This is a genomic window from Cellulomonas edaphi (genome assembly GCF_030362815.1).
Lineage (GTDB): Bacteria > Actinomycetota > Actinomycetes > Actinomycetales > Cellulomonadaceae > Cellulomonas > Cellulomonas edaphi.
Genome location: NZ_JAUCGR010000003.1, coordinates 115,499 through 140,516 on the forward strand (window position 1 = coordinate 115,499; position 25,018 = coordinate 140,516).

At 73.9% G+C, this 25,018-nt stretch carries 19 protein-coding genes; 7 read left to right on the plus strand and 12 right to left on the minus strand.

All coding sequences use genetic code 11. The features are described from left to right. Positions 1-14: 14 nt before the first annotated feature. The 3 genes from QRT05_RS12020 to miaB form a co-directional block, all read right to left on the minus strand. Positions 15-1,364 (minus strand): NYN domain-containing protein, encoded by a 1,350-nt coding sequence (locus tag QRT05_RS12020; protein ID WP_289447514.1) that lies wholly within the window; start codon positions 1,362-1,364, stop codon positions 15-17. 35 nt (positions 1,365-1,399) lie between these two features. Continuing rightward, positions 1,400-4,147 carry an alpha/beta hydrolase gene (locus tag QRT05_RS12025; protein WP_289447515.1) on the minus strand — a complete coding sequence of 916 codons (2,748 nt, stop codon included), beginning with the start codon at positions 4,145-4,147 and terminating at the stop codon, positions 1,400-1,402. A 214-nt stretch (positions 4,148-4,361) separates the two neighbouring features. Further along, positions 4,362-5,903: a tRNA (N6-isopentenyl adenosine(37)-C2)-methylthiotransferase MiaB gene (miaB, locus tag QRT05_RS12030; protein WP_289447516.1), complete on the minus strand. Its 1,542-nt coding sequence runs from the start codon at positions 5,901-5,903 to the stop codon at positions 4,362-4,364. Between the two features lie 118 nt (positions 5,904-6,021). On the opposite strand from miaB, the gene QRT05_RS12035 reads away from it, so the two are divergent. The 4 genes from QRT05_RS12035 (at position 6,022) to QRT05_RS12050 (ending at position 9,374) form a co-directional block, all read left to right on the plus strand. Beyond that, complete coding sequence (locus QRT05_RS12035) at positions 6,022-6,804, plus strand: amino acid ABC transporter ATP-binding protein (protein ID WP_289447517.1); 783 nt, start codon at positions 6,022-6,024, stop codon at positions 6,802-6,804. Positions 6,805-6,842: 38 nt separating this feature from the next. Continuing rightward, positions 6,843-7,676 (plus strand): glutamate ABC transporter substrate-binding protein, encoded by an 834-nt coding sequence (locus QRT05_RS12040; RefSeq protein ID WP_407650339.1) that lies wholly within the window; start codon positions 6,843-6,845, stop codon positions 7,674-7,676. A 151-nt stretch (positions 7,677-7,827) separates the two neighbouring features. Next, complete coding sequence (locus QRT05_RS12045; RefSeq protein WP_289447852.1) at positions 7,828-8,517, plus strand: amino acid ABC transporter permease; 690 nt, start codon at positions 7,828-7,830, stop codon at positions 8,515-8,517. Then, a complete protein-coding gene (locus tag QRT05_RS12050) occupies positions 8,514-9,374 on the plus strand; it encodes an amino acid ABC transporter permease (RefSeq protein ID WP_289447518.1) in 861 nt (286 codons plus the stop codon). The genes QRT05_RS12045 and QRT05_RS12050 overlap by 4 nt, the downstream gene beginning before the upstream one ends. On the opposite strand, the gene rny is transcribed toward QRT05_RS12050, so the two are convergent. The 6 genes from rny to QRT05_RS12080 all read right to left on the minus strand — a co-directional run bounded on the left by rny (position 9,371) and on the right by QRT05_RS12080 (position 16,018). Further along, positions 9,371-10,903, minus strand: a complete 1,533-nt coding sequence (rny, locus tag QRT05_RS12055) for a ribonuclease Y (protein WP_289447519.1) — start codon at positions 10,901-10,903, stop codon at positions 9,371-9,373. The genes QRT05_RS12050 and rny overlap by 4 nt on opposite strands. 97 nt (positions 10,904-11,000) lie before the next feature. Beyond that, positions 11,001-11,639 (minus strand): regulatory protein RecX, encoded by a 639-nt coding sequence (locus QRT05_RS12060; RefSeq protein ID WP_289447520.1) that lies wholly within the window; start codon positions 11,637-11,639, stop codon positions 11,001-11,003. Between the two features lie 2 nt (positions 11,640-11,641). Next, positions 11,642-12,676 (minus strand): recombinase RecA, encoded by a 1,035-nt coding sequence (recA, locus tag QRT05_RS12065; protein ID WP_289447853.1) that lies wholly within the window; start codon positions 12,674-12,676, stop codon positions 11,642-11,644. A gap of 223 nt (positions 12,677-12,899) precedes the next feature. After that, positions 12,900-13,664, minus strand: coding sequence for an MBL fold metallo-hydrolase (locus tag QRT05_RS12070; protein WP_289447521.1), 765 nt, complete (start codon positions 13,662-13,664; stop codon positions 12,900-12,902). Continuing rightward, entirely contained in the window at positions 13,661-15,733 is a 2,073-nt protein-coding gene (locus QRT05_RS12075) for an alkaline phosphatase family protein (RefSeq protein WP_289447522.1), read from the minus strand. The genes QRT05_RS12070 and QRT05_RS12075 overlap by 4 nt, the downstream gene beginning before the upstream one ends. Positions 15,734-15,784: 51 nt before the next feature. Then, a complete protein-coding gene (locus tag QRT05_RS12080) occupies positions 15,785-16,018 on the minus strand; it encodes a DUF3046 domain-containing protein (protein WP_289447523.1) in 234 nt (77 codons plus the stop codon). 72 nt (positions 16,019-16,090) lie between these two features. On the opposite strand from QRT05_RS12080, the gene QRT05_RS12085 reads away from it, so the two are divergent. Next, the gene (locus QRT05_RS12085) at positions 16,091-21,034 is read left to right on the plus strand and encodes an ATP-dependent helicase (RefSeq protein WP_289447524.1); all 4,944 of its coding nucleotides are present in this window, start codon (positions 16,091-16,093) and stop codon (positions 21,032-21,034) included. Beyond that, entirely contained in the window at positions 21,035-21,832 is a 798-nt protein-coding gene (locus QRT05_RS12090; protein ID WP_289447525.1) for a DNA-formamidopyrimidine glycosylase family protein, read from the plus strand. 193 nt (positions 21,833-22,025) lie between these two features. Here the strand turns inward: QRT05_RS12090 and QRT05_RS12095 are convergent, their stop codons facing one another. The 3 genes from QRT05_RS12095 to pgsA all read right to left on the minus strand — a co-directional run bounded on the left by QRT05_RS12095 (position 22,026) and on the right by pgsA (position 23,612). Beyond that, positions 22,026-22,367, minus strand: a complete 342-nt coding sequence (locus QRT05_RS12095) for a helix-turn-helix domain-containing protein (protein WP_289447526.1) — start codon at positions 22,365-22,367, stop codon at positions 22,026-22,028. A gap of 182 nt (positions 22,368-22,549) precedes the next feature. Continuing rightward, a complete protein-coding gene (locus QRT05_RS12100) occupies positions 22,550-23,023 on the minus strand; it encodes a CinA family protein (protein WP_289447527.1) in 474 nt (157 codons plus the stop codon). A gap of 1 nt (position 23,024) precedes the next feature. Beyond that, positions 23,025-23,612: a CDP-diacylglycerol--glycerol-3-phosphate 3-phosphatidyltransferase gene (gene pgsA / locus QRT05_RS12105; RefSeq protein ID WP_289447528.1), complete on the minus strand. Its 588-nt coding sequence runs from the start codon at positions 23,610-23,612 to the stop codon at positions 23,025-23,027. 83 nt (positions 23,613-23,695) lie between these two features. Here pgsA and QRT05_RS12110 point away from each other — a divergent pair, with 83 nt between their 5' ends. Next, positions 23,696-25,015 (plus strand): CapA family protein, encoded by a 1,320-nt coding sequence (locus tag QRT05_RS12110; RefSeq protein ID WP_289447529.1) that lies wholly within the window; start codon positions 23,696-23,698, stop codon positions 25,013-25,015. Positions 25,016-25,018: the final 3 nt, after the last annotated feature.

The window sequence follows — 25,018 nt, forward strand, 5'->3', positions numbered from 1 at the left end:
CGCGAGCCCCTCCGTCAGGCGTCCACGAGGCCGCCGCCGACCCAGGAGCGGATCGCCGCGACGTCCGCGGCCGACAGCTCCATGCGCGCGCCGCGGCACAGCCCGATGACGTTGTCCGCCCATGCCCGGGCGCACTGCTCGGCGGACGGCTTGGTGGCCAGGTCGAGGCCCGCGAACGCGATCCCGCCGAGCACGACGTTCACCGAGGCGCGCCCGACCGGGGCTCCCGCCGCCTGGCACGCCTCGCGCACGCGCCGCGCGGTCGCGACGCGCTCGAACGGCTCCCGGGCCAGGTCGTCCGCGAGCGCCGTGAGCAGGGTCCGGTACTGCGAGGTTGTCAGGCCGGGGGTGTCGGTGACGGCCACCACCTGGCGTGAGATCGCGGCCGAGCTGACCTGCCCGCCGGGCTGCGGCAGGTCGGCCTCTCCGAACCGAGCGGGATCCCACACCCAGCCGGGCGACGGCCTCGTGGCGGACGCGAGCTCGGGCACGTCCCGCGCCAGCCAGGCCAGGAAGCTGCCGGCGCCGGCCCAGTTCGTCGCGCCCAGGTCCTCGTCGGCGGTCTGCGCCAGCTGGGCCACCGTGGAGGCGTGCAGCGGGCGGACCGAGGTGCGGACGCGCTGTAGCACCACCGACCGTGCCTTCGAGACGGGCGCGGCGGGCGCCTGCGACGCCTTGCCCTTGCGGGTGGCCGCCGGCTTGGTGGCCTCGCCCGACGCCGCTGCGCTCCGGCGCGTGCGGGCCGGGGCAGAAGCCGCGGGCTCCGCCGGTGCGCTCTCCTCCGCCGGCTCGGGCGTCAGCATGACCGTCGGGTTCCCGCGCTCGGGCAGCACCAGCTCGGCGAGCTCGTCGGCCGAGACCACGGTGTCCGCGACCGCCCGGTAGGCACCGGCGACCGGACCCGCGGTGATGATGCTGACGCGCCGGTCCGCGGCGCGGCACCGCAGCGCGAGCGGCGTGAAGTCGGCGTCGGCCGAGGCGATCACGAACTCGTCGTAGTGCGTCACCCCGGAGATCGCGTCGACCGCGTCCAGCACCAGGTAGATGTCGGCGCTGCTCTTGCCCTGCTGGGTGAGCGACGGGCAGTCGATGACGCGGAAGCCGGCACGCAGGAAGTTGGGCCTGAACTGCGAGAACGCCGCCGGGTTCAGGTAGCACAGCCGCACCAGGAACCGCCGCTCGAAGGGTCCGTCGCCGTCGACACCGGCCTGCAGCCGATCGAGCCACTGGCCGGGCTCGGTGGCGAACTGCTCCGCGGCCTCGGGATCGATCCTCAGGAGCCCGAGGTAGACGTTGTCGAAGTCGACGAAGAGCGCGCTGCGCAGCCGTCGCACGGGCTCGGGTCCCACGGTGGTCTTGTTCACGGCCCCCATCGTGCCCGAACCGGCACGCGCTCGCGTCATCCCGCCGACGTCACCGTGCCGATCAGCGGTGGGACCACGCCCCCGAACTCGGAGGTGTCGAGCCCCAGCGCGACGTGGCGCACACCGGTGAACGAGACGCCCGCGCGCACGGGGATCTCCAGGACGGCGGAGGTGGCGTACGCCGGGATGACCACCGACGTCGTGAGCCCGGCCGCGCTGACCCCCGCGGCGGACGGTGCTCCCGCCAGGTGGTCGGCGGCCCAGCCCGGCAGCAGGTCGCGGCCCGCCAGCTCGGTCCACGTCGGGTCCGGGAGCGGGATGGCGCGCACGGTCATCTCCACGTCCCGGCTCACCGGGCCGGACAGCTTGACGACCCAACGCAGGCCCTGGCCCGGGGACGCGCTCGCCTCGACGTCGTCGACGACGACGTGCGGGCGCTCTGCCGCGGACCTCGCGACGACGCCGCCGATGTAGCCGTCGACCACCGAGTTGTGCGTCGCGTTCGCCACGACGACGTAGTCGGGACCGTCCTCGCTGTCGCTGTACGCGTCGTCCCACGCCCGGGCGAGCCGCACGTCCAGGGACGTCTGCCCCGGCCGGATGACCCGGTCGACCACCGTCGTCTCGCCGTTCTGCGGGTCGATGATCCCGAGCCGGACCGATCCCGTGCGCTCCGATGCGCCTCGGACGGGGATGCGCAGCGTCGCGCTCTGCTGCCCGACGGCCACCGGCACGACCGTGGCGGCAGGAAGACTGAGCCGCGCGACGGTCAGCACGTTCGCGGTCGAGCGGACGAGGCCGGGCGCGCTGCCGTAGACGTCGAGCAGGTAGACGACGCCGCGGCTGCTCGTCGAGCGCAGCACGATCGAGGACGACGGCGCGAGCACCACTCCCTTGGGCAGGCGGACCCTGACGTTCTGGGCCCACCCGGCGCCCGTCGGCGCCCCGGGCAGCACCGACGCCGACCGTTGCGGCGTCAGCGTCGTCGAACCGCCCTCCGCATCCCGCACCACCACCTGGAACGTCGGCCGCGACTTCTGCGGCGGGACGATCACGCGCAGGTCCAGGTACCGCGCCGATCCGAGCGGCCGCGTGGGCGTGAAGGCCACGCGCGCCGCCTTCGCGGTCCACGCCACCTTGACGGCGTGCGGTGCGACGGGCAGCCACCCCCACTGCAGCGGCGACCAGTGCGGCGACTGCACGGAGTCGTCCCGCGCGCACGGCCGCGCGGAGCCGTCCACGAAGCCGGCGCACACCGACGCGGTCGCGTGGGCGCTCGCCCGGAAATGCGGGCTGACGTCCGCACGCACAAGCCCCGTCCGGCGTCCCCCGAGCGCGTGCGTGAGCACCACCGCCTTGCCCGCGGAGGCGGCGCGGACGGGCGTGCCGTCCAGCAGCGCTCGGGCCGTGGTGCTGCTGGTCAGGTACGTGCGCGCGGCGGCGGCGATGTAGGCGGAGCCGACCGCGCGCTGCTGCTTCGCGGTGAGTCGCTGCGGGGCGCCCGACCCGCAGACCGGGTCCTCGTCGTCCCACCAGTCGTCCTGCGCGGGAGCAGCCGCCAGCGACGGGGTCCACTGCGAGTTGAAGTAGTTGTGGTTGGCGCCCATCACCAGCACGGAGGTGCGCAGCGCCCGGTCGCCGGTCGCGCGGCCAGCGCTCTGGTCGACGAACAGCTGCCCCTGCAGGTCGGAGACGTCGCCGTCGCAGTACGGCAGCAGGACCGTGGTGGGGATGCCGACCGCGACCTGCTGGCCGAAGTCGGTCGGCGCGACGAGCACCTGCCCGGCGATGGTGAAGCGGTCTCCCGCGCGCGCCTTGATCGCGGCACGGTCCACACCCTCGCCACCGCGCGAGTGGCCCACGGTCATCACCTTGCGCATGTTGAGGTGCCCGGCCAGCGCCGACCTCGCCGCGGGACCCGCGCCCTTTCCCGCGGCCCAGTCGGCGAACACGTCCAGGTGCTTGCGGACCAGCACGGCGCGCGCCGCGGCACCCGAGTCGATGTCCATGTCGTCCTGGCCGTTGATGCCGTTCGCGGAGATCGAGACGGTCACGAAGCCCTGGCTCGCGAGCAGCTTCTGCTGCTGGGTGTAGCCGAGGTAGCTCGGGATCGCCTTCATCCCGCCGGCGCAGGGCCAGTCGATCGACACCTCGTCGCCGCCCGGCGAGTAGCACGTGCCGTGGCGGCCGTGCAGGAACAGGACCACGCCCCGGCGTCCCGCGGCGCCGACGGGCGCGACGACGTGACCACGCATCTCCACCGCGGCCGGGTACCCCGGGATGTGCACCGACGGCAGCGCGTAGGTGAACGCGGACGTCCGGTAACGCCCGGGCTTGGCGGGGTCCCTGTCCAGCACGCGGCTCACCGCGGGAACCGTCGGCACCGTGTCCGCGCGGGACGCGCCACCCGACCCGCCGGCCTTGAGCTCGGCGATCGTCAGCTTCGCCCCGGCGAGCACCCGCCCGCCGCTGACCACCGACACCTGGGCGGGGCGCAGACGCCGGTCCACGCGAAGCGCGAGCGCCCCCTCGCTCGGGACGGGCACGCCGATCCGCTGGTCACCGACCCGGAACTCGGGTCGCGCGTCACCCATCGGCACGTCGGTGCGCGGCTTCCACGTGACGGTGCTGCCCAGCGCGTCGGTGGCGACCGTGATGCCGTCGGCCGACGACACGTGCGGTGCGGGCTCGGGTGGCTCCGAGGCCGCCTGCCCCGCCGGCGCTCCGACCAGGCCCACCGCGAGCGCCGCTCCCAGCACCAGGCTCCATCGTCTGACGTTCATGCCATCGCCCCCGACCGTGATCACACCGGCCGGTCCCGTCCGCGCGGCTGGTGCTGCGCGACCCCGACTGCCTGTGCCCGAAATGTACCGTCGCTCGAAGGTGCGCGAGGGCGGTCTGTGGATACAGGGCAGGTGAGATCTGGCCGAGCGTCGCGCCTGCGCGGCATCGGGCACAGACCAGGGCGACCGGGCGGCAGCGCCGGGCTCCGCGGCGTCAGCCGCGAGCCGTCGGAAGCCCCAGGCTCACGGGCCCCCTCGCGGCGGGCGTGCCGCACGCGGAACCGCCGTCCTGCGGACCCTCGTGCCCGTCGCCACCGGACGTGCGACGCTCCCAGGCGTCACCGGCGCGCGTGCGGCGAACCACCGGCACGGCGCCGTCGGCGACGAGGTGGTGCGGGGCGGCATGGCTGACGACCACCGTCACGAGGTCACCCGGCCGCGGCGCCTCGGCGCCCGCGCTGAAGTGCACGAGCCTGTTGTCGGCGGCGCGGCCGGTCAGGCGGGCGGTCGCGCCGTCCTTGCGTCCTTCGCCCTCGGCGACCAGCACCTGCACCGTGCGCCCCACCTGCGCCTGGTTCTCCTCGAGCGAGATCCGCTGCTGCAGGGCGTGCAGGCGCTCGTAGCGCTCCTGCACCACGGCCTTGGGCAGCTGGTCGGGCAGGTCGGCCGCCGGCGTGCCCGGCCGCGGCGAGTACTGGAAGGTGAACGCCGACGCGAACCGGGAGGCCTCGACCACCCGGAGCGTCTCCGCGAAGTCCTCCTCCGTCTCCCCGGGGAACCCGACGATGATGTCGGTGGTGATCGCGGCGTCGGGCAGCTGCGCCCTGACGCGGTCGAGGATGCCGAGGAACTTCTCGGCGCGGTACGAGCGGCGCATGGCGCGCAGGATCCGGTCGGAGCCCGACTGCAGCGGCATGTGCAGCTGCGGCATCACCGTGGGCGTGTCCGCCATCGCGTCGATCACGTCGTCGGTGAACGCCGCGGGGTGCGGCGAGGTGAACCGCAGGCGCTCGAGGCCGTCGACGGCTCCGGCCGCGCGCAGCAGCTTGGCGAACGCGGTGCGGTCGCCGAACCCCACGCCGTACGAGTTCACGTTCTGACCCAGCAGCGTCACCTCGATGGCACCCTGGCCCACGAGCGCCTCGACCTCGGCCAGGATCTCCCCCGGTCGCCGGTCGCGCTCCTTGCCCCGCAGGTGCGGCACGATGCAGAACGTGCACGTGTTGTTGCAGCCGACGCTGATGGAGACCCAGCCCGCGTAGACGGACTCCCGCCGCGTGGGCAGCGTGCTCGGGAACACCTGCAGCGACTCGGCGATCTCCACCTCGGCCTGCTCGTTGTGGCGAGCGCGCTCGAGCAGCACGGGCAGGACGTCGAGGTTGTGGGTTCCGAACACGACGTCGACCCACGGGGCGCGCTCCACGATCCCGGCGCGGTCCTTCTGCGCCAGGCACCCGCCCACCGCGATCTGCATGCCCGGACGACCCCGCTTGGTCCCGGCGAGCCGCCCGAGGTTGCCGTACAGCTTGTCGGCCGCGTTCTCCCGGACGGCGCACGTGTTGATGACGATCACGTCCGCCGCCTCCGCGGCTGCGTCCTCCGGTCCGGCCGGGACGTACCCCGCCTGCTCGAGCATGCCGGCCATGTGCTCGGAGTCGTGCACGTTCATCTGGCAGCCGAGCGTCTTGACCAGGTACGTGCGAGCAGGCGCTCCGGGCGTGACGGGAGCGAGCGCGAGGTCGAGGGTCGTAGACATCACCGACAAGGGTACGACCCCGACGATCGTCGCCCGGGCCGCCGGTCTTGACCATTGCGTGACCGGGCCGTGACCGTTGCGGATGGCAAGATCGCGCAAACCCCCCTAGCGTCGTCGGATGGCCGACCTCGACGTGACGCCCGACGTGACCGCACGACCGCTCGGCGACCCTCTCGTCGTCCTCTCGCACGTGAACAAGCACTTCGGCGACCTGCACGTGCTCAAGGACATCGACCTCACGGTGCACCGCGGCGAGGTCGTGGTGGTCATCGGCCCCTCCGGCAGCGGCAAGTCCACGCTCTGCCGCACCATCAACCGGCTCGAGACCATCGACTCCGGCACCATCCGCATCGACGGCACCGAGCTCCCCGAGGAGGGCAAGGCGCTCGCGCGCCTGCGAGCCGACGTCGGGATGGTGTTCCAGTCGTTCAACCTCTTCGCCCACAAGTCCGTGCTGGAGAACGTCACGCTCGGACCGACGAAGGTCAAGGGCATGAGCCGGGCCGACGCCCGCACCAAGGCGACGTCGCTGCTCGAGCGGGTCGGCGTCGGCAACCAGGCCGACAAGCTCCCCGCGCAGCTCTCGGGAGGCCAGCAGCAGCGGGTCGCGATCGCGCGGGCCCTGGCCATGGACCCCCAGGTGATGCTCTTCGACGAGCCCACCTCCGCGCTCGACCCCGAGATGATCAACGAGGTCCTCGACGTCATGGTCTCGCTCGCGCGTGAGGGCATGACGATGATCGTCGTCACGCACGAGATGGGCTTCGCTCGCCGCGCCGCGCACCGGGTGGTGTTCATGGACGGCGGCCAGATCGTCGAGGAGGCCGACCCCGAGACCTTCTTCACCGCGCCCCGCAGCGACCGAGCCCGCGACTTCCTCTCGAAGATCCTCACCCACTGACAGCCGCTGGAGAACGAAACCTTCACCACACGAAAGGGATGACCATGCGAAGAGGACTACTGGCACCGGCGCTCGTCGCCACCGCGGCGCTGGCCCTGGCCGGCTGCTCGAGCGACGACGACAGCGGCGACTCGGACTCCGGCTCCATCAAGATCGGCATCAAGTTCGACCAGCCCGGGCTGGGCTACAAGGACGGCGACACGTACACCGGCTTCGACGTGGACGTCGCGACGTACGTCGCCGGCAAGCTCGGCTACGAGCCCGACAAGATCCAGTGGGTCCAGTCGCCGTCCGCCAACCGCGAGAACATGCTGTCCGGCGGCCAGGTGGACATGATCTTCGCCACCTACTCCATCACCGATGAGCGCAAGAAGGTCGTCTCCTTCGCGGGCCCCTACTTCGTGGCCGGGCAGGACCTGCTGGTGGCGGCCGACGACACCTCGATCACGGGTCCGGACGACCTGGACGGCAAGAACCTCTGCTCGGTGACCGGCTCCACCTCGGCGCAGCGCATCAAGGACGAGCACTCGAGCGACACCCAGCTGCTCGAGCAGCCGGGCTACGCCGAGTGCGTCACCGCACTGACGGCCGGGCAGGTGGACGCGGTCACCACCGACGACATCATCCTGGCCGGCCTGGCGTCGCTGCCCGCCAACAAGGGCAAGGTGAAGGTGGTCGGCAACCCGTTCTCGGAGGAGAACTACGGCGTCGGCCTGCCCAAGGACAGCGACAAGTGCGAGGACATCAACGCCGCCATCCAGACGATGATCGACGACGGCACGTGGCAGAAGCTCCTCGACAAGAACGTCGGCGAGTCCGGCTACAAGCCGAACGAGTCGCTGAACCCGCCCAAGCCCGCCGCCTGCGCGTGACGCCCTGCCGGACCCCGCGGGCTGCGGTCCGCGGGGCCCGGCAGCCGTCGCCACGAGCGACGGCGGGACCACCGACAGCTTCGCCGATGACAGCTTGACCGACGACAGCTTCACCGACGACAGCTTCACCGACGACAGCAAGGGAGAGCCGGTGCACCAGGGCTACCTCGACGACGTGTCGACGGCCTTCGCCGACTACGACGTGCTCGGCGCCTTCTGGGTCAACATCCAGCTGACCGTGTACGCCGGTCTCATCGCCCTGGTGCTGGGGACGGTGCTCGCCGTCATGCGGATCTCCCCCGTGCCGAGCCTGCGGTGGGCCGGCACGACGTACGTCACGCTGCTGCGCAACACGCCGCTGACCATCATCATCGTCGGCTGCGTGCTGGGCCTGTGGGGGCAGCTCGGGGTCAGCCTGGGCACGGGGTTCCAGCAGAACTTCTTCCGGCTCGCCGTGCTGGGGCTCGCGGTCTACCACGCGGCCTTCGTGTGCGAGGCCCTGCGGTCCGGCGTCAACACCGTGCCGACCGGACAGGCCGAGGCCGCACGGGCGATCGGCCTGAACTTCGGCCAGGTGGCCGGCCTGGTCATCCTGCCGCAGGCGTTCCGCGGCGCCGTCGCACCGCTCGGCAACGTCCTCATCGCGCTCGTGAAGAACTCGACGGTGGCCGCCGCGGGGTCGGTGGCGGAGGCGTCCGTGCTGATGAAGGAGATGATCGAGAACCGCCCCGACATCATCCTGACGATCTTCGTGGTGTTCGCCCTCGGGTTCGTGGTCCTCGTCGTCCCGATCGGGCTCGCCACCACGTCGCTCTCGCGTCGCCTGGCGGTGGCGCGATGAGCCAGCTGCTGTTCGACGCCCCGGGGCCGCGCGCGCGGCGCCGCATGGTCTGGGTCAACGTCGCCGCGACCGTGGCGGTGGTCGGGATCGGCGTCTGGGTGCTCGCGCGCCTGGCCGACAAGGGCCAGCTCGACGCGGACCTGTGGACCCCGTTCCTCGAGCCCGACACCTGGCTCGACTACCTGCTCCCCGGGCTGCGGTCCACGCTGGAGGCGGCGGCGATCTCGATCGTCACGGCCGCGATCTTCGGCCTCGTCCTGGGCCTGGGCCGGCTGTCGCGCTCGCGCACCGTCCGCTCGGTCTCCGGCGTCATCGTCGAGTTCTTCCGCGCGGTGCCCGTGCTGCTCATGATGATCTTCTTCTACATGGGCCTGCCCCGGCTCGACGTCGTGGACGCCGCGGACGTGCCCCTGGTGGCCGTCGTGCTCGGCCTCACGTTCTACAACGGCTCCGTGTTCGCGGAGCTCGTCCGCTCGGGCGTGCACAACCTGCCGAGGGGGCAGCGGGAGGCCGCGCTGGCGATCGGGCTCCGGCGCGGGCAGTCCCTGCGATCCGTCGAGGTCCCGCAGGCGCTCATCGCGATGCTCCCCGCGATCGCGAGCCAGCTGGTGGTCATCCTCAAGGACACCGCGCTTGGCTACATCATCACGTACCCCGACCTGCTCAACTCGGCGCGTCTGGTCGGGACCGGCAACGGGAACATCCTGCAGGCGCTGGTCGTGGCGGCCCTGATGTTCATCGTCATCAACTACGGGCTGACCCGGCTCGCCTCCCTGCTGGCGCGCCGGCTCGGCACCCGGACCGCGGGCGAGACCCGGGCCGCTCCCCCGCCGCTGGCGATCAGCACCAAGGGCTAGCCGGCGGTCGCGCTGGCCCGGATCTCCCGGACGACGGTCACCTTGATCTCGCCGGGGTAGGTCAGGTCGGCCTCGATGTGGCGTGCGATGGCGACGGCGAGCTGGGGCAACGAGTAGTCGTCGACCTCGGAGGGTTCGACCACCACGCGGACCTCCCGGCCGGCCGACATCGCCAGCGCGCGCCGGACACCCGCGTGCGCCGCGACCAGCTGCTCGAGCTTGTCCAGCCGCTCCGTGTACTGCTCGATCTCCTCGCGCCGCGCACCGGGCCGCGCCGCCGAGACGGCGTCGGCGACCTGGACGAGCACGGCCTCGACGGTCTCCGGAGCGACCTCGTCGTGGTGGGCCGCCACCGCGTTGACCACGGCGTGGTCCTCGCCGTGCCGCTTGACCAGGTCGGCGCCGACGGCGGCGTGCGTGCCGGGCACCTGCGACGTCAGCGCCTTGCCGATGTCGTGCAGGAACGCGCCGCGCCGCGTGACCTCGACGTCCGCGCCCACCTCGGCCGCCATCGCCGCGGCGAGGAGCGCCGTCTCCACGAGGTGCTCGAGGACGTTCTGGCCGTAGGACGTGCGCAGCCGCAGGCGCCCGAGCGTGCGCACCAGCTCGGGGTGCAGCCGGGTCACGCCCGCCCGCTCGGCGGCGTCATGACCCGCCGCGTCGGCGCGCTCGTCGCCCTGCTCCAGCGCGCGCGCGTACGCGGACTCGATCCGCTGCGGGTGGATGCGTCCGTCGTCCATGAGCGCCTCGAGCGTGACCTGCGCCAGCTCTCGACGCTCGGGGTCGAAGCACGACAGCACCACCGAGCCGGGCTGGTCGTCGACCAGCACGTTGACGCCCGTGAGCGCCTCGAAGGCGCGGATGTTGCGCCCCTCCTTGCCGATGATGCGGCCCTTCATGTCCTCCGACGGAAGCGGGAGCACCGTGACGGAGCTCTGCGAGCTGGTCCCGACCGCGGTCCGCTGCAGCGCGGCGACCAGCACCCGACGCGCCTTCGCGTCGGCCGTCCGGCGCGCCTGCGCCTCGATGCGGCGCACCTGGGCGGCTGTCTCGTTCTGCGCCTGCTCGACGAGCCGCCGGGACAGCTCGGCGCGGGCCTCGTCGGCCGTCAGCCCGGCCGCGGAGGCCAGCTCGTCGACGGCCTCCCGGCGGGCGTCGGCCACCACCTGTGCGGCGTGCCGCTCGGCCTCCGCCGCGACCCGGGCCGCCTCCCGCTCCGCGAGCTCGAGCTCGCGCGCCGCCCGGCGCTCGGCATCGGCGGCAGACTCCGCACGCACGCGCGCGTGCTTCTCGAGGGCGCTGGCCTCGGCTCGCTCGGCCGCGATGCTCGCCTCACGCTCCGCGACCCGCGCCTCGCGTCGCTGGGCGTCGCTGAGCAGCGTCTGCGCCTGCTCCCTGATCGACGCGACGTCCTGCTCAGCGCGGACCCGCTGGGCCGCAGCCTCGCGTCGCGCCACGAGGACGAGGATCAGCGCGACGAGGCAGGCACCGAGCAGCCCGATGACGACGAGCAGCGAACCGTCCTCCACGTGCGCCTCCGATCCGGCTCGTCGCGGGTCGGTGCGCTGAGCTCGGGTCCATTGTCACCTACGGACCACCGGCACGGGCCGAGGCGGGCCCGCGCGGTCACCAGCCGTCGGCCGTGTCCTGCTCCAGCCCGGGACCGTCGTCGGCCGCGTGCCACCCGTCGTCGTCCCTCGCCTCGGCGTCCGCGAGCTCCTCCCGCAGCACGCGCGCGACGAGGCCCGGCGGGTAGCCCTTGCGGCCGAGGGCGCCGTAGATGCGGCGACGCCGGACCTCGGGGTCGAGGGCGTGGCCCACCCGCAGCTTGCGCCGCACGAGCTCGCGCGCGGCAGCCTCCTCGTCGTCCGCGTCGACCTGCTCCAGCGCGACCGCGGCCGTCTCCTCGTCGATGCCCTTGCGCCGCAGCTCGACGGCGATCGCGCGGCGCGACTGGCCCCGCTCCGCGTGCCGGGTGCGCACGAGCATCGCCGCGAACTCGGCGTCGTCGACCAGGCCGACCTCGGTGAACCGGTCCAGCACGCGCCCGGCCACGTCGGCGGGGACGAGCTTCTTGGCCATCGCGGCCTCGAGCTGCCCCCTGCTGCGTGGCGCGGCCGCTAGCTGCCGCAGGGCGATCTCGCGCGCCGCCTCCTCCGCCTGCGCGTCGGAGGCGAAGCCGCCAGGCGCCGCGTCCGGACCGTCCTCGGGTCCCGCGACCGCGGCGCCCGACCGCCGACTGCGGCGGCCGGGCTGCGCGCTCATGCTCAGAAGTCGACCTCGGCGTCGGCCGGAGCGTCGATCCGCGCCCCGATGCCGAGCTTCTCCTTGATCTTCTTGTCGAGCTCGTTGGCCAGGTCGGGGTTGTCGCGCAGGAACTTGCGCGCGTTCTCCTTGCCCTGCCCCAGCTGGTCGCCCTCGTAGGTGAACCAGGCACCGGACTTGCGCACGAAGCCGTGCTCGACGCCCATGTCGATCAGGCTCCCCTCACGGGAGATGCCCACGCCGTACAGGATGTCGAACTCCGCCTGCTTGAAGGGCGGCGCCATCTTGTTCTTGACGATCTTCACGCGCGTGCGGTTGCCGACCGCGTCGGTGCCCTCCTTGAGGGTCTCGATGCGGCGGATGTCCATGCGGACCGAGGCGTAGAACTTCAGCGCCTTGCCACCCGTGGTGGTCTCGGGCGAGCCGAAGAAGACGCCGATCTTCTCGCGCAGCTGGTTGATGAAGATGGCCGTGGTGCCCGACTGGCTCAGCGCACCGGTGATCTTGCGCAGCGCCTGCGACATCAGGCGCGCCTGGAGGCCGACGTGGCTGTCGCCCATCTCGCCCTCGATCTCGGCCTTGGGCACGAGCGCGGCGACGGAGTCGATCACGATGATGTCGATCGCGCCGGAGCGGATCAGCATGTCCATGATCTCGAGCGCCTGCTCGCCCGTGTCGGGCTGCGAGACCAGCAGGGCGTCCGTGTCGACACCCAGCTTCTTCGCGTACTCAGGGTCCAGGGCGTGCTCGGCATCGATGAACGCCGCGATGCCGCCGGCCTTCTGGGCGTTGGCCACGGCATGCAGCGCGACCGTCGTCTTTCCGGAGGACTCCGGCCCGTAGATCTCGATGACGCGGCCGCGCGGCAGCCCGCCGATGCCGAGCGCGACGTCCAGCGCGATCGAGCCGGTCGGGATGACCTCGACGGGCGCCCGGCCGTCGTCGCCGAGGCGCATGATCGAGCCCTTGCCGAACTGGCGGTCGATCTGGCTGAGGGCGGCCTCGAGGGCCTTCTCGCGGTCCTGGGGTGCGGGCATGATGTCCACCATCTTCGTCTCGAGCAGCGTGCGCTGCGCCTGCGGGGGCTGGTCCTTGTCGTTGCGGGTGACGCTATGTCCGACCACCGACACCACGACCTGCCGCCCGTCCAGCCTGTGCACCGACGTCGTCGGCGCCGGGCTGTGGACGGCTCGTCGCTGTCACCCAGGGACGACCATACCCGTACAGGTGTTCGATGCGCGCGACACGCCGACACGAGCCTCAGTCCAGCTCGAGCACGCCTCCCGGCTGCAGGACGTGCACGGCGCAGCGCGGTGCCTCCCGGCCCGCGGCCGCGCCGAACGCGGGCCCGCCCACGTCCATCCAACCGGGCGGCAGCCGCCGCGAGACCGGCGTGTGCAGGGTCCCCCAGTGCACCGGGACGGCGTGCCGCGCCCCGACCAGCCCGCACACGCGTGCGGCCTGAGTGGGGTCCATGTGGCCGCCGGACAGCCGCGGACCCCATCCGCCGACAGGGACGAGCGCGAGGTCGATCGGCCCCTCGGCCATCGTCGGCAGGTCCGCCATGGCCGCGTAAGGCTCCGTGTCACCGGCGAACCACGCGCGCCAGCGCGGCGTCGCGATCACGAACCCGCACGCCGCGTTGGGCCGGTGCGGCATCGGCCGGTGGCCGTGCACGGCCGGGACGGGCCGGATCCGCACGTGCGACCCCGGCACGGTCCACCACTCGACGTCCCGGAGCCCGATCGCGTCGACGCCGCGCGCCCGCAGCCAGTGGGCGTTCGCGGGCGCCGCCAGCACCGTGGCGTCCGGCACGAGCCGCAGCGAGGCCAGCTCGGCGTGGTCGTGGTGCAGGTGCGAGACGAGCACGGCGTCGGGCGCCTCCCAGTGCGCGCGCTCCGGCGCCCCGCCCCGACGCCGGAGCAGGTGGGCGTGCGGGCGCAGCAGGGGGTCGGTGAGGATCCGCACGCCGTCGACGTCGAGCACCGCGCTCGCGTGCCCGATCCAGCGCAGCCGCACGCTCACGGGCGCAGCCCGACGGCCTGCGCCCACCGGACGAGCTGGGTGTGCACCGCCTCGGCGCCGACGAGGATCTGCTCGGCACCCACCGGGGCGCGCAGGTCGTCGTCGATCGGCCACTCGCTGGGATGCAGCAGCAACGCGTGGTTCTGCGCACCGCCGATCCCGCCGTGCGAGCCCACCTGGCCCTCGAACGCGTGCACGTGCCCCGCGCGCGAGATGCTCGAGACCAGCAGCAGGTCACCCGTGTTCGGCAGGCGTGCCGCGCGAGCGAGGTCGGCGCGGGCGCGCGGGCCGTAGCCGGCCAGCGGGTCGATGCCCTCGGGCGCGGCGTCCTCCTGCTCCAGGAGCACCAGGCCCGCGGAGCCGACCGCGACCAGGCCGCGTTCCCGCGTGTCGACCACGACGATCCCGATCGACGGCGTCGCGGCGAGCCCCGCGACGAGTCCGGGCCAGCGCTCCTGCACGTCCTCGAGCGTGAGGCGCCGCGGCTCGCGCGGGAACCACACGAGCCCGAGGTTTCCCGACGCCACGACGACGACGTCGGGGAGCTCGGCTCCCGAGCGCGCGCGGGTGGCCTCGCGCGACGCGTCGGGGCCGAGCACGGTCCGCTTGCCGTGGAACGCGCTCGTCAGCAGCGCGTTGAGCGGTCCCCAGTCCTCACCGTCGTGGCTGGTGACGCCCTCCGCGGCGGGCGCGGCCATGAGCGCGCGCACCGCGTCCAGGAGCGAGCGGCCCTCCTCCTGCTCGAAGGTCGCGCCGAGCGTCTGGCCGTGGTCGGACAGCACGACGATGCGGTACGAGCGCGGCGCGACCTCGACCGCGCGCTCGAGGATGCCGAGCACCCGGTCCAGGCCCTCCAGCGCGCGCATCGACTCGGGCCGGGTGGGACCGGCGTGGTGGGCGATCTCGTCGTAGTCGACGAGGTCGACGTAGATGCTCGGGTCGCCGCGCAGGAGCGCCTCGGCGACGAGCGAGGTGTTGAGGTCGCGCATCGCGACGTTGCTGATGCCGCGCAGCACCACGTACCAGCCCGCCCGCGAGATGCGCGGCCGCACGTCCCGGATGCGCTGACGACGCGCCTGGTAGAGCTCCTTGACCATCTCCCCGAGCGTGAGGCTGACCGCGCGGGCGAGCACGAACGGGCTCGCGAAGAAGCGCAGGAACGCGGGCCCCGGGCCCAGGCCGGATCCCGTCCCGTCCGGCCCCGGCGCGCGCGTGCGGCTCATGACCAGGTAGCAGGCCGCGGCGTCGCCCGAGAACATGGTGGACACGGCCGTGCCGCCGCCCGCCAGCAGCCCCTTGCCGGACGTGAGGCGCTGCTCCACGAGCGCGGCGTCGACGGGGTGGTTGGTGACCACGAGCCGCCCGAGCTCACGGTCCCACCAGCGGAACGCAGGGATGTCCGACGAGTCGCCGTGCAGCAGCCCGGCCTGGCTCGCCGGGGTGGTCGACGGGATGCGCGCCCACCAGGACTCCAGGCTGTGCGTGCCGTCGACCAGCCACCTCTGCATCGTGGGCGCCAGCCCCGCCTCGATCGCCTCGCGCAGCACGGGCTCGCCGACGCCGTCGAGCTGCACGACGAGCAGCCCGGGCTCCCTGTCACCGTCGCTCGTGGCCGCGCCGGCACGCCGGGCGTGGCGACGCGCACGGCGCAGCACGTCCGCGACCACGTACTCGCTGTCGTTGGCCCCCCACAGCCAGCGGCCCACGGCCATCACGATGCCGGCGAGGACCAGCACCGCGAAGAAGCCCCACGCCGACTCGACCGTCAAGCCCGGCAGCACGACGAGCGCGAGCCACGCCGTGGCGACCTGCGCGAGCAGACCGGCGACGAGCGCACCGCCCGCACCGGCCACGCGCGCCAGCCACCGCATGGGCCGGCGCAGCGCGAGGTCCCCGAAAGCGACGACGACCGCCGCTCCGAGCACCGGTCCCGGGCCGGACGCCGCGACGTCGTCGACCACCGCGATCGCCAGCCACAGCCCCAGTGCGGTGGTGGCGACCGAGACCACGGCGTCGCCCACGTCGGCGAGCTCGGGCAGGCGCGCCGGCCGGTCGGAGTTCGCGCTCATCGACCGCTCACCGCCCGCTCATCGGCCGCTCATCGGCCGCTCATCGGCCGCTCATCGACGCGGAGGCGCCTGGCGACCCAGGTCGGCGCCCCACCGCTTGTCGTCGGGGATGTCGAGCTCGTCGCACAGGGCGTGCCACACGACCCGGGGCTCGACGCCGTCGTCGAGCGCCTGCTCGGGGGTCCGTTGGCCGAGCGCCCCGAGGACCATCGAGCGCGTCAGCTCCCGGCCGTGGGCGCTGCCCAGCACCTCGTCCACCAGCTGCCAGAACTCCCGGAACCTCACGGACGTCAGCCTGCCACCAAGTCGAGCCCTGCGGGGCCAGCGGATGTGGGCGCCGGCTGCGACGATGACGGCGTGGTGCTCGATCGCTTCTCCGCCCCGGCCCGGTCCTGGTTCGCCGGTGCGTTCGCGCAACCCACGGCCGCCCAGGAGGGCGCCTGGGACGCCGTCAGCAGCGGCGAGCACGCCCTCGTCGTCGCCCCCACGGGTTCCGGCAAGACGCTCGCGGCGTTCCTGTGGGCCCTCGACGGCCTGCTGACCGGCCCCGTGCCGGCCGACCCGCTCGAGCGATGCCGCGTGCTGTACGTCTCGCCGCTCAAGGCGCTCGCCACCGACGTCGAGCGCAACCTGCGTTCGCCCCTGGTCGGCATCGCTCAGGCGGCCACCCGCCTGGGCACCGAGCTGCCTGACGTCAGCGTCGGCATCCGCACCGGCGACACGCCACCGGCCGAGCGCCGCGCTTTCGGTGTCCGTCCGCCGGACATCCTCATCACGACGCCCGAGTCGCTCTACCTCGTGCTCACGTCGGGTGCGCGGGCCGGCCTCGCGGGCGTGCGCACGGTCATCATCGACGAGATCCACGCGGTCGCGGGCACCAAGCGCGGCGCGCACCTGTCGCTGTCTCTCGAGCGGCTCGACGCCCTGCTCGACCACCCCGACGGGCCGGGCCCCGCCCAGCGCATCGGCCTGTCGGCCACGGTCCGGCCGGTCGAGGCGGTCGCCGAGTTCCTGGCGGGCACGCGTGCGCCCGCCGACCGTGGTCGGCCCGTGCGCGTGGTGCAGCCGCCGGCGGACAAGCGCATCGAGGTCGAGGTCGTCGTCCCGGTGCCCGACCTCACCGAGCTGGGCGGCAGCACGACGACGGAGACCGCGGACCCGAGCGGGGACGCCGCGGGCACGTTCGTGCGACCGTCGGTGTGGCCGCACGTCGAGGAGCGCGTGGTGGACCTCGTCGCCGACCACCGCTCCACCCTGGTGTTCACCAACTCCCGCCGTGGCGCGGAACGCCTGACGTCGCGCATCAACGAGGTGTGGGCGCAGCGCCAGGGCATCGACGTGCCGGACCCAGGAGAGCTGCAGGCGGCGGCCGTGCCCGCCCAGTCGGGGACGGCCGTGGGCATCGACACCCGCGAGGCGGCCACGATCCTGGCCCGTGCGCACCACGGGTCCATGAGTCGCGCGGAGCGGACGCGCACCGAGTCCGAGCTCAAGGCCGGGCAGCTGCCGGCGGTGGTCGCGACGAGCTCGCTCGAGCTCGGCATCGACATGGGTGCGGTGGACCTCGTCGTGCAGGTGGGTGCGCCACCTTCGGTGGCCTCGGGCCTGCAGCGCATCGGCCGCGCCGGGCACCAGGTGGGCGCGATCTCGCGCGGCGTCATGTTCCCCACGTTCCGCGGCGAGCTCGTGCCGGCGGCGGTCACGGCGCAGCGCATGCGCAGCGGCGCGCTCGAGGCGCTCGCCGTGCCGCAGAACGCTCTGGACGTGCTGGCCCAGCAGGTGGTCGCCATGGTGGCGGTCGAGGACTGGACGGTCGACGAGCTCTCGGCGGTGGTGCGCCGCGCGGCCGGCTTCGCGCGCCTCGGCGACGCGACGTTGCGGGCGGTGCTCGACATGCTCGCCGGCCGCTATCCCAGCGAGGACTTCGCCGAGCTGCGGCCACGCATCGTCTGGGACCGCGTGACCGACGTGCTCACCGCCAGGCCGGGCGCGCTCCGGCTCGCGGTGACCAGCGGGGGCACCATCCCGGATCGCGGGCTCTACCCGGTGTTCCTGGCGAGCGGCGCCAGCACCAGCGACGTCCCCGTCGACGCCGAGACGACGGGCGGTCGCGTGCGCGGCGGCAAGCGGGTCGGCGAGCTCGACGAGGAGATGGTGTACGAGTCGCGCGCGGGCGACACGTTCACGCTGGGCTCGAGCACGTGGCGCATCGAGGAGATCACGCCCGACCGGGTGCTCGTGACGCCCGCACCGGGCGTCCCGGGGCGGCTGCCGTTCTGGAAGGGCGACTCCCCCGGCCGGCCCGCCGAGCTGGGCCGCGCGATCGGCGGCTGGGTGCGCGCCGTGTCCGGGCTGCCCGCGGCGGAGGCACGCGCGGAGGTCGAGGCGGCGGGGCTCGACCCGTGGGCGGCCGACAACCTGCTCACGTACGTGGCGGAGCAGCGCGAGGCCACGGGTGACGTCCCGTCGGACACGACGCTCGTGCTCGAGCGGTTTCGCGACGAGCTGGGCGACTGGCGCATCGTGCTGCACTCGCCGTACGGGGCTCGCGTGCACGCACCCTGGGCGATCGTGATCGGCGCACGGCTGCGTGAGCGGTACGGCGTGGACGCGGCGGCGATGCACTCGGACGACGGCATCGTCCTGCGGCTGCCCGACGTGCTCGACACCGCCACCGGCTGGACCGACGAGCCCGTCGCGGGGCCCGACGACGGGCCGGCCATCGGCCTGGCGGACCTGCTCATCGAGCCCGACGAGGTGATCGACGCCGTCCGCTCGGAGCTCGGCTCGTCGGTCATGTTCGGCGCTCGGTTCCGGGAGGCCGCGAGCCGCGCGCTCCTGCTGCCGCGTCGACGGCCCGACCGCCGTCAGCCGCTGTGGCAGCAGCGCCAGCGCTCGGCGCAGCTGCTGTCCGTCGCCGCCCAGTACCCGGAGTTCCCCATCCTGCTCGAGGCCGTGCGCGAGTGCCTCCAGGACGACTTCGACACGACGGCGCTCGCCGACCTCATGCGCGACGTCGGCGCGGGGCGCATCCGCGTCGTCGAGGTCACCACGCGGCAGCCCTCGCCCTTCGCCCAGACGCTGCTGTTCGGCTACACGGCGCAGTTCCTCTACGACGGCGACGCGCCGCTCGCCGAGCGCCGCGCCGCCGCCCTCTCGCTGGACCCGACGCTCCTGGCCGAGCTGCTGGGCCAGGGTGGCGAGTCCCAGCTGGCCGACCTGCTGGACCCGGACCAGGTGCTGCTCACGGAGGCGGAGCTCAGCGGGCGGGCACCCGACCGCCAGGCGGGCACGCTCGAGCAGCTGGCCGACGCGGTGCGCCGCCACGGTCCGCTCACCGCGGACGAGCTCGCCGAGCGCGTGCAGCCCGCGGTGCGGGACCAGGTGCCCGCGTGGCTGGACGAGCTCGCCGCCACCCGGCGGGTCATCAGCGTCCGGCTGGGCGGGGTGCAGCCGGGCCGCGAGGCGCAGTGGGCGGCGATCGAGGACGCCGGGCGCCTGCGCGACGCGCTCGGTGTCGCGTTGCCGGTCGGTGTGCCCGAGGTGTTCACCGAGGTCGTCCCCGACCCCGTGGCGGACCTCCTGCGCCGGTTCGCGCGCACGCACGGGCCGTTCACCGCCTCGGCGGCCGCCGCCCGCTTCGGCTGGGGCGTCGCGGTCGTGACCGACGCGCTGCGCAGGCTCGAGCGGACGGGCGTGCTGGTGCAGGGCCGGCTGCGACCCGACGTCCTCGGCGGCACGGGCGACGAGTTCTGCGACGCGGACGTGCTGCGGACGCTGCGCCGACGTTCTCTCGCCGCGCTGCGGGCCGAGGTCGAGCCCGTGGACCCCGCTGTGCTCGGCGTCTTCCTGCCGCGCTGGCAGGGGGTGCTGCCGGCCGGGTCGTCGTCGGCATCCACGTCCGGAGCATCCGGCTCGGCGACGGGTGCGTTGCGCGGCGTGGACGGCGTGGCGCGGGTCATCGAGCAGCTCGCCGGGTGCGTGCTCCCGGCCTCGGCCCTCGAGACGCACGTGCTCCCTGCACGCGTCCCCGACTACTCCCCCGCCATGCTCGACGAGCTCACGGCGGCCGGCGAGGTGCTCTGGGCCGGCCACGGCTCCCTGGCCGGGCACGACGGCCTGGTGTCGCTGCATCCCGCCTCGGTCGCCGACCTCACGCTGCCGCCCGTCGCGGCGCCCGACCCCGACGGGCCCACGTCCACCGCGCTCCACGGCGCGGTGCTCGCGGCGCTCGACGGGGGCGGCGCTTGGTTCGTCGGCCCGCTCACCGAACGTGTGCGCGCCCTGCTCGCCGACGCGGGCGCCGGGCGGGACCACGCCGCCGATCCCGCCGATCCGGCGGCGACGCCGGTCGGTCAGGGCGACGTCGTCACGGCCCTCTGGGACCTCGTCTGGGCCGGGCAGGTCAGCAACGACAGCCTCGCGCCGCTGCGCGCCTGGCTGGGGTCGGGGTCGACCGCCCACCGCACGCGCGCCCCCTCACCCCGCGCCCGTGCCCTGCGCCCGAGGCTCGGTCTGCGTGCGAGCGTGCGCGTCGCCGGGGCGGCGGCCCCCGCCACGGGCGGGACGGGTGCCGCGGCCGGCCGCTGGTCGCTGCTGCCCGGACGCGAGCTCGATCCCACCGTCCGTGCGCACGCCCTCGCCGCGCAGCTGCTCGACCGGCACGGCGTGCTGACGCGAGCCGTGGCGCCGTCCGAGGGGCTCGGCGGCCGGTTCGGCGACGTGTACCGGGTGCTCGCCGCGCTCGAGCAGGGGGGTCAGGTGCGCCGCGGGTACTTCGTGGAGCGGCTCGGGGGCTCTCAGTTCGCGCTGCCCGGTGCCGTCGACCGGCTCCGGGTGGACGCGCAGGTGGTCCAGGCGGCCGCGGACCGGGAGGCCGACGGCCGCACGGGCGCGACGGCGCACGTGGTCGTCCTGGCCGCCACCGACCCGGCCAACCCGTACGGCGCCGCCCTGGCATGGCCCGACCCGCCCCGCGAGCGCGCGGTCGAGACCGCGCGACACCGGCCGGGGCGCAAGGCGGGCTCGCTCGTGGTGCTCGTCGACGGCCGGCTCGCGCTCTACCTGGAGCGCGGCGGTCGGACCGCGCTGTCCTTCACGGACGACGCGCACGCGCTCGATGCCGCGGCCGAGGCGCTCGCCTCGACGGTCCGCACGCGGCGCACGGGGCGGCTGACGATCCAGCGCATCGACGGCGCCGAGGTGCTGGCCGGTGGCGCGCTGCACGGTCCGGTGGGTCGAGCGCTGGTCACCGCCGGCTTCTCGGCGACGCCCCGCGGCCTGCGCATGGGAGGCGGCTGAGTGCCCGAGGGGGACGTCCTGCGCCGGACCGCGACGCGCCTCGACCAGGCGTTGGCGGGCCAGCAGCTGACGCGCGCCGAGCTGCGGTGGCCATCGGTGGCCACGGTCGACCTGGTGGGCGCGCGGGTGCTCGGCACCGAGCCGTACGGCAAGCACCTGATGACCCGGTTCGACGACGGCCGCACGCTCCACACCCACCTGCGGATGGACGGCACCTGGCGCACGCTGCGCACGGGAAGCCCGCAGGCGGCTGCCCGCGCGCCCGACATCCGCGCCGTCCTGGGCACCCCGCAGTGGACGGCCGTCGGACGCCTCCTGGGCATGGTGGACGTCGTGCAGACGAGCGACGAGCACACGCTCATCGGCCATCTCGGCCCGGACATCCTGGCGAGCAGCGTCGACGTCGACGAGCTGCTGCGCCGGTGGGCGGGCGCGGGACCGCGTCCCGTCGCCGAGGTGCTGCTGGACCAGCGGGTCGTCGCGGGAATCGGCACGGTCTTCATGGCCGAGTCCCTGTTCGCGGAGCAGATCTGGCCGTGGACGGCCGCGGACGAGGTCGCCGACCCTGCCCGTCTGCTGCTGGTCGCGCGCAAGCAGATGCGGCGTTCGGTGCTCGCCGACGAGCGACCCGAACGCGTGCACGGACGCCTGCACCGGCCGTGCCGTCGCTGCGGCACCGCCATCGCGGTGGGGCAGGCGAACGAGCCGCCCTACGAGCGGCCCGTCTTCTACTGCCCCCGCTGCCAGCCGCCGGGGGCGACGGGGATGGCGGCGGGGGCGAGCGCGGAGGCCCGCTGAGGGCACACGTCGCCGCTGAGGCACCACATCGCTGTGAAGCGCCTCGCACCCGTTCGCGTGCAGCCACGCGGCCCCGCACCCGTCCGCGTGCAGCCACGCGGCCCAGCACCCGTCCGCGTGCAGTCATGCAGCAGACGACGACGAGCCGCAGACCCCATGGTCCACGGCCCGTCGTCAGTCCGACTCAGATGTGTCAGCCGATCGGTGCCAGCTCCGCTCGGGTGCGCGCCCACCCAGCGTCCGCGCCGCCCTCGAGCGACGCCGCCAGGTCGATCGGCACGGTGTCCGGGATGAGCAGACCCTCGGTGACGGCGACCCGGTCGCTGACCTCGCGCAGGACGAGCGACATCGGGACGTCGAGCGCCTCGCAGATGCTGTGCAGCAGCTCCGAGGACGCCTCCTTCTGACCGCGCTCCACCTCGCTCAGGTAGCCGAGCGAGACCCGTGCGGCCGACGAGACCTCACGAAGGGTCCGCCCTTGACGCTGCCGCGCGTCCCGCAGCACGTCGCCGATCTCTCGTCGCAGTACGACCATCGGGGCTCCCCCTCTCGCGTCTGTCCGGTTTACCACAGTCATGCCACCGTACCGTGCCCCACCCACACGAAGGTCGGTGCGACGCGACGGCGGTCCAGTGTTGATCACGGTCCTTGCAACGACGAGCCTGGTCATCGTGTTCCCGGCGGCCGGACGTCGCGTGGGATTTCTCACCCCCTGGGCTAGGCCGTCCGGGTGACCTGCACGAGCGCGAGCTCCAGCACGGCGTCGACCGCCGCTTCCCGGACCTCGTCGCGGTCGCCTCCGAGCGCCAGCTCGCGCACGTCGTCGGTCGCAGGCCCCGAGACGGCCACGAACACCGTGCCCGCCTCACGCCCGTCGGCCGGTCCGGGACCGGCCACCCCTGTCGTCGCGAGACCGACGTGGGCGCCGAGCCGCGACCGTGCGCCGCGGGCCATGGCGAGGGCGACGTCGGCGTCCACCGGCCCGCGCTCTGCCAGCAGGCGGGCGTCGACCCCGAGGACCGACGCCTTCAGGTCGGTGGCGTACGCGACGACCGCCCCGCGGACCACGTCGGACGCCCCGGGCACGGCCACCAGCCGGGCGCACACCAGCCCACCCGTGAGCGACTCCGCGGTCGCGAGCGTGAGCCCTGCCGACCGCAGCACCTCCAGCACGCGGGGCGCGACGTCCACGTCAGGCCGCCGGTGGGGCGGCGTTGGCCCGGATGCGCGTCGCGAGCCGGACGTAGTCGAGCCCGGTCACCACGGTCACGACGACCGCGGCGCCCATCGTCACGGCGGCCACCACGGACAGCCAGTCCGGCATCGCATCGAGCGGCAGCAAGTAGAGGCCGATCGCCACGGACTGCAGCACGGTCTTGACCTTGCCGCCGCGCGACGCGGGCAGCACCACATACCGGAGCAGGAAGAAGCGCATCACCGTGATGCCCAGCTCGCGGACGAGGATGACGACGGTCACCCACCACGGGAGGTCGTCGAGCGCGGACAGGAGCACCAGCGCGGTGCCCATGAGCAGCTTGTCGGCGATCGGGTCGAGGAGCTTGCCGAGGTCGGTGATCTGGTCGTTGCGGCGGGCCATCCACCCGTCGACGCGGTCCGTCACGGCGGCGAGGACGAACAGGCCCGTCGCGACCAGGCGGCCCGTGGTGCTGTGCCCGCCGTCCGCGAGGAGCGCCCATGCGAAGAACGGCACGAGCGCGATCCGCAGCATCGTGAGCAGGTTCGCCGCGTTCCAGTTCGAGACGCGTGCCGTCGCCGTCACAGGGCAATCACCGGTCCATCACGCCAGACAGCCTAGAGTCCCGGTGTGCGAACCCCGTCCACGGGCGCCCGCGGGAGCGCCTCATGACCCGCCACGTCCGCGCGCACCGCCGCTCGCGCCTCGTGGCCCTCGTCGCGACCCTCGCGCTGGTCCTCGCGTGCGTCGGCGCCGTCGCCTTCGGCCTTTCCGACGAGGCCGGGGACCCGTCGGTGCCGCCCGCCGCCGGGGTGCCGTCCGCGACGCCGGGCGCGACGGCGTCGGCGAGCCCCACGCCGACGCCCACCCCGACCGCCGACCCCGACGCGGAGTTCACGATCGTGGCCGCGGGCGACGTGCTGCCCCACCTGCCCGTCCTCAACTCGGCGAAGACCGGCGACGGCTACGACTTCGGCCCGCTGCTGGCGCCGCTGGACCCGTGGATCCAGCCCGCCGACCTGGCGATCTGCCACCTCGAGGTGCCGATCGCACCTCCGGGCAAGAAGCCCACGGGCTACCCGATTTTCGGCAGCCCGCCGCAGCTGGTCGACGCGCTCAAGGCTCAGGGCTGGGACGGCTGCTCGACGGCCTCCAACCACTCCGTCGACCGCGGCTTCGCGGGCGTCGAGGCGACCCTCGACACGCTGGACGCCGCGGGCATGGGCCATGCGGGCACGGCACGGTCGGCCCAGGAGCAGTCCCAGCCGCAGCTGTACCGCCTGGAGCGCGCGGGCCAGACGATCACGGTCGCGCACATCGCCGCCGCGTACGGCACCAACGGCATGCCCGTGGACGCCGACAAGCCGTGGTCCATCAACCTCATCGACGTTCCGGCGATGGTGGACCAGGCGAAGCAGGCCCGGCAGGACGGCGCCGACCTGGTCATCGCCAGCGTGCACTGCTGCGTCGAGTACCAGACCGAGCCGACCGCGGAGCAGAAGGCGATCGACCAGGAGCTGGCGAACTCGGGCGAGATCGACCTCGTGATCGGGCACCACGCCCACGTGCCGCAGCCGGTCGCGAAGCTCGAGGGCGGCCCCCGGGGCGAGGGCATGTGGGTGGCCTACGGCCTGGGCAACTTCCTGTCCAACCAGGACGGCGAGTGCTGCGTCGACAGCACGGACTCGGGGATCCTGCTCACGGCGCACGTGGTGAGTGCCGGTGCGTTCGACGCCGAGGGCAGGAGGGCAGGACCGGCGCACGTCACGGGCGTCGAGTGGACGCCCATCACCGTGGACCGCCGCAGCGGTCACGAGGTGCACGCGCTGCCGGACATCACGGGTGGCACGGACACGCTGAGCCCGGCGCAGGTCAAGGCCCGCACCGCGCGCGTCGCGACCGCCGCCGGGAACGAGGCTCCGAAGCGGACGACGCCGGTCACGTCGACCGGACCTCCTCCGACGGTCGTTCCTCGCAGCGCCGGCTGACCG

Coding starts and splice junctions, on each gene's coding strand:
- QRT05_RS12025 (WP_289447515.1), bottom strand. CDS start 4,147: ATGAACGTCAGACGATGGAGCCTGGTGCTGGGAGCGGCGCTCGCGGTG.
- miaB (WP_289447516.1), bottom strand. CDS start 5,903: ATGTCTACGACCCTCGACCTCGCGCTCGCTCCCGTCACGCCCGGAGCG.
- QRT05_RS12035 (WP_289447517.1), top strand. CDS start 6,022: ATGGCCGACCTCGACGTGACGCCCGACGTGACCGCACGACCGCTCGGC.
- QRT05_RS12040 (WP_407650339.1), top strand. CDS start 6,843: ATGACCATGCGAAGAGGACTACTGGCACCGGCGCTCGTCGCCACCGCG.
- QRT05_RS12050 (WP_289447518.1), top strand. CDS start 8,514: ATGAGCCAGCTGCTGTTCGACGCCCCGGGGCCGCGCGCGCGGCGCCGC.
- QRT05_RS12060 (WP_289447520.1), bottom strand. CDS start 11,639: ATGAGCGCGCAGCCCGGCCGCCGCAGTCGGCGGTCGGGCGCCGCGGTC.
- recA (WP_289447853.1), bottom strand. CDS start 12,676: ATGCCCGCACCCCAGGACCGCGAGAAGGCCCTCGAGGCCGCCCTCAGC.
- QRT05_RS12075 (WP_289447522.1), bottom strand. CDS start 15,733: ATGAGCGCGAACTCCGACCGGCCGGCGCGCCTGCCCGAGCTCGCCGAC.
- QRT05_RS12095 (WP_289447526.1), bottom strand. CDS start 22,367: ATGGTCGTACTGCGACGAGAGATCGGCGACGTGCTGCGGGACGCGCGG.
- QRT05_RS12110 (WP_289447529.1), top strand. CDS start 23,696: ATGACCCGCCACGTCCGCGCGCACCGCCGCTCGCGCCTCGTGGCCCTC.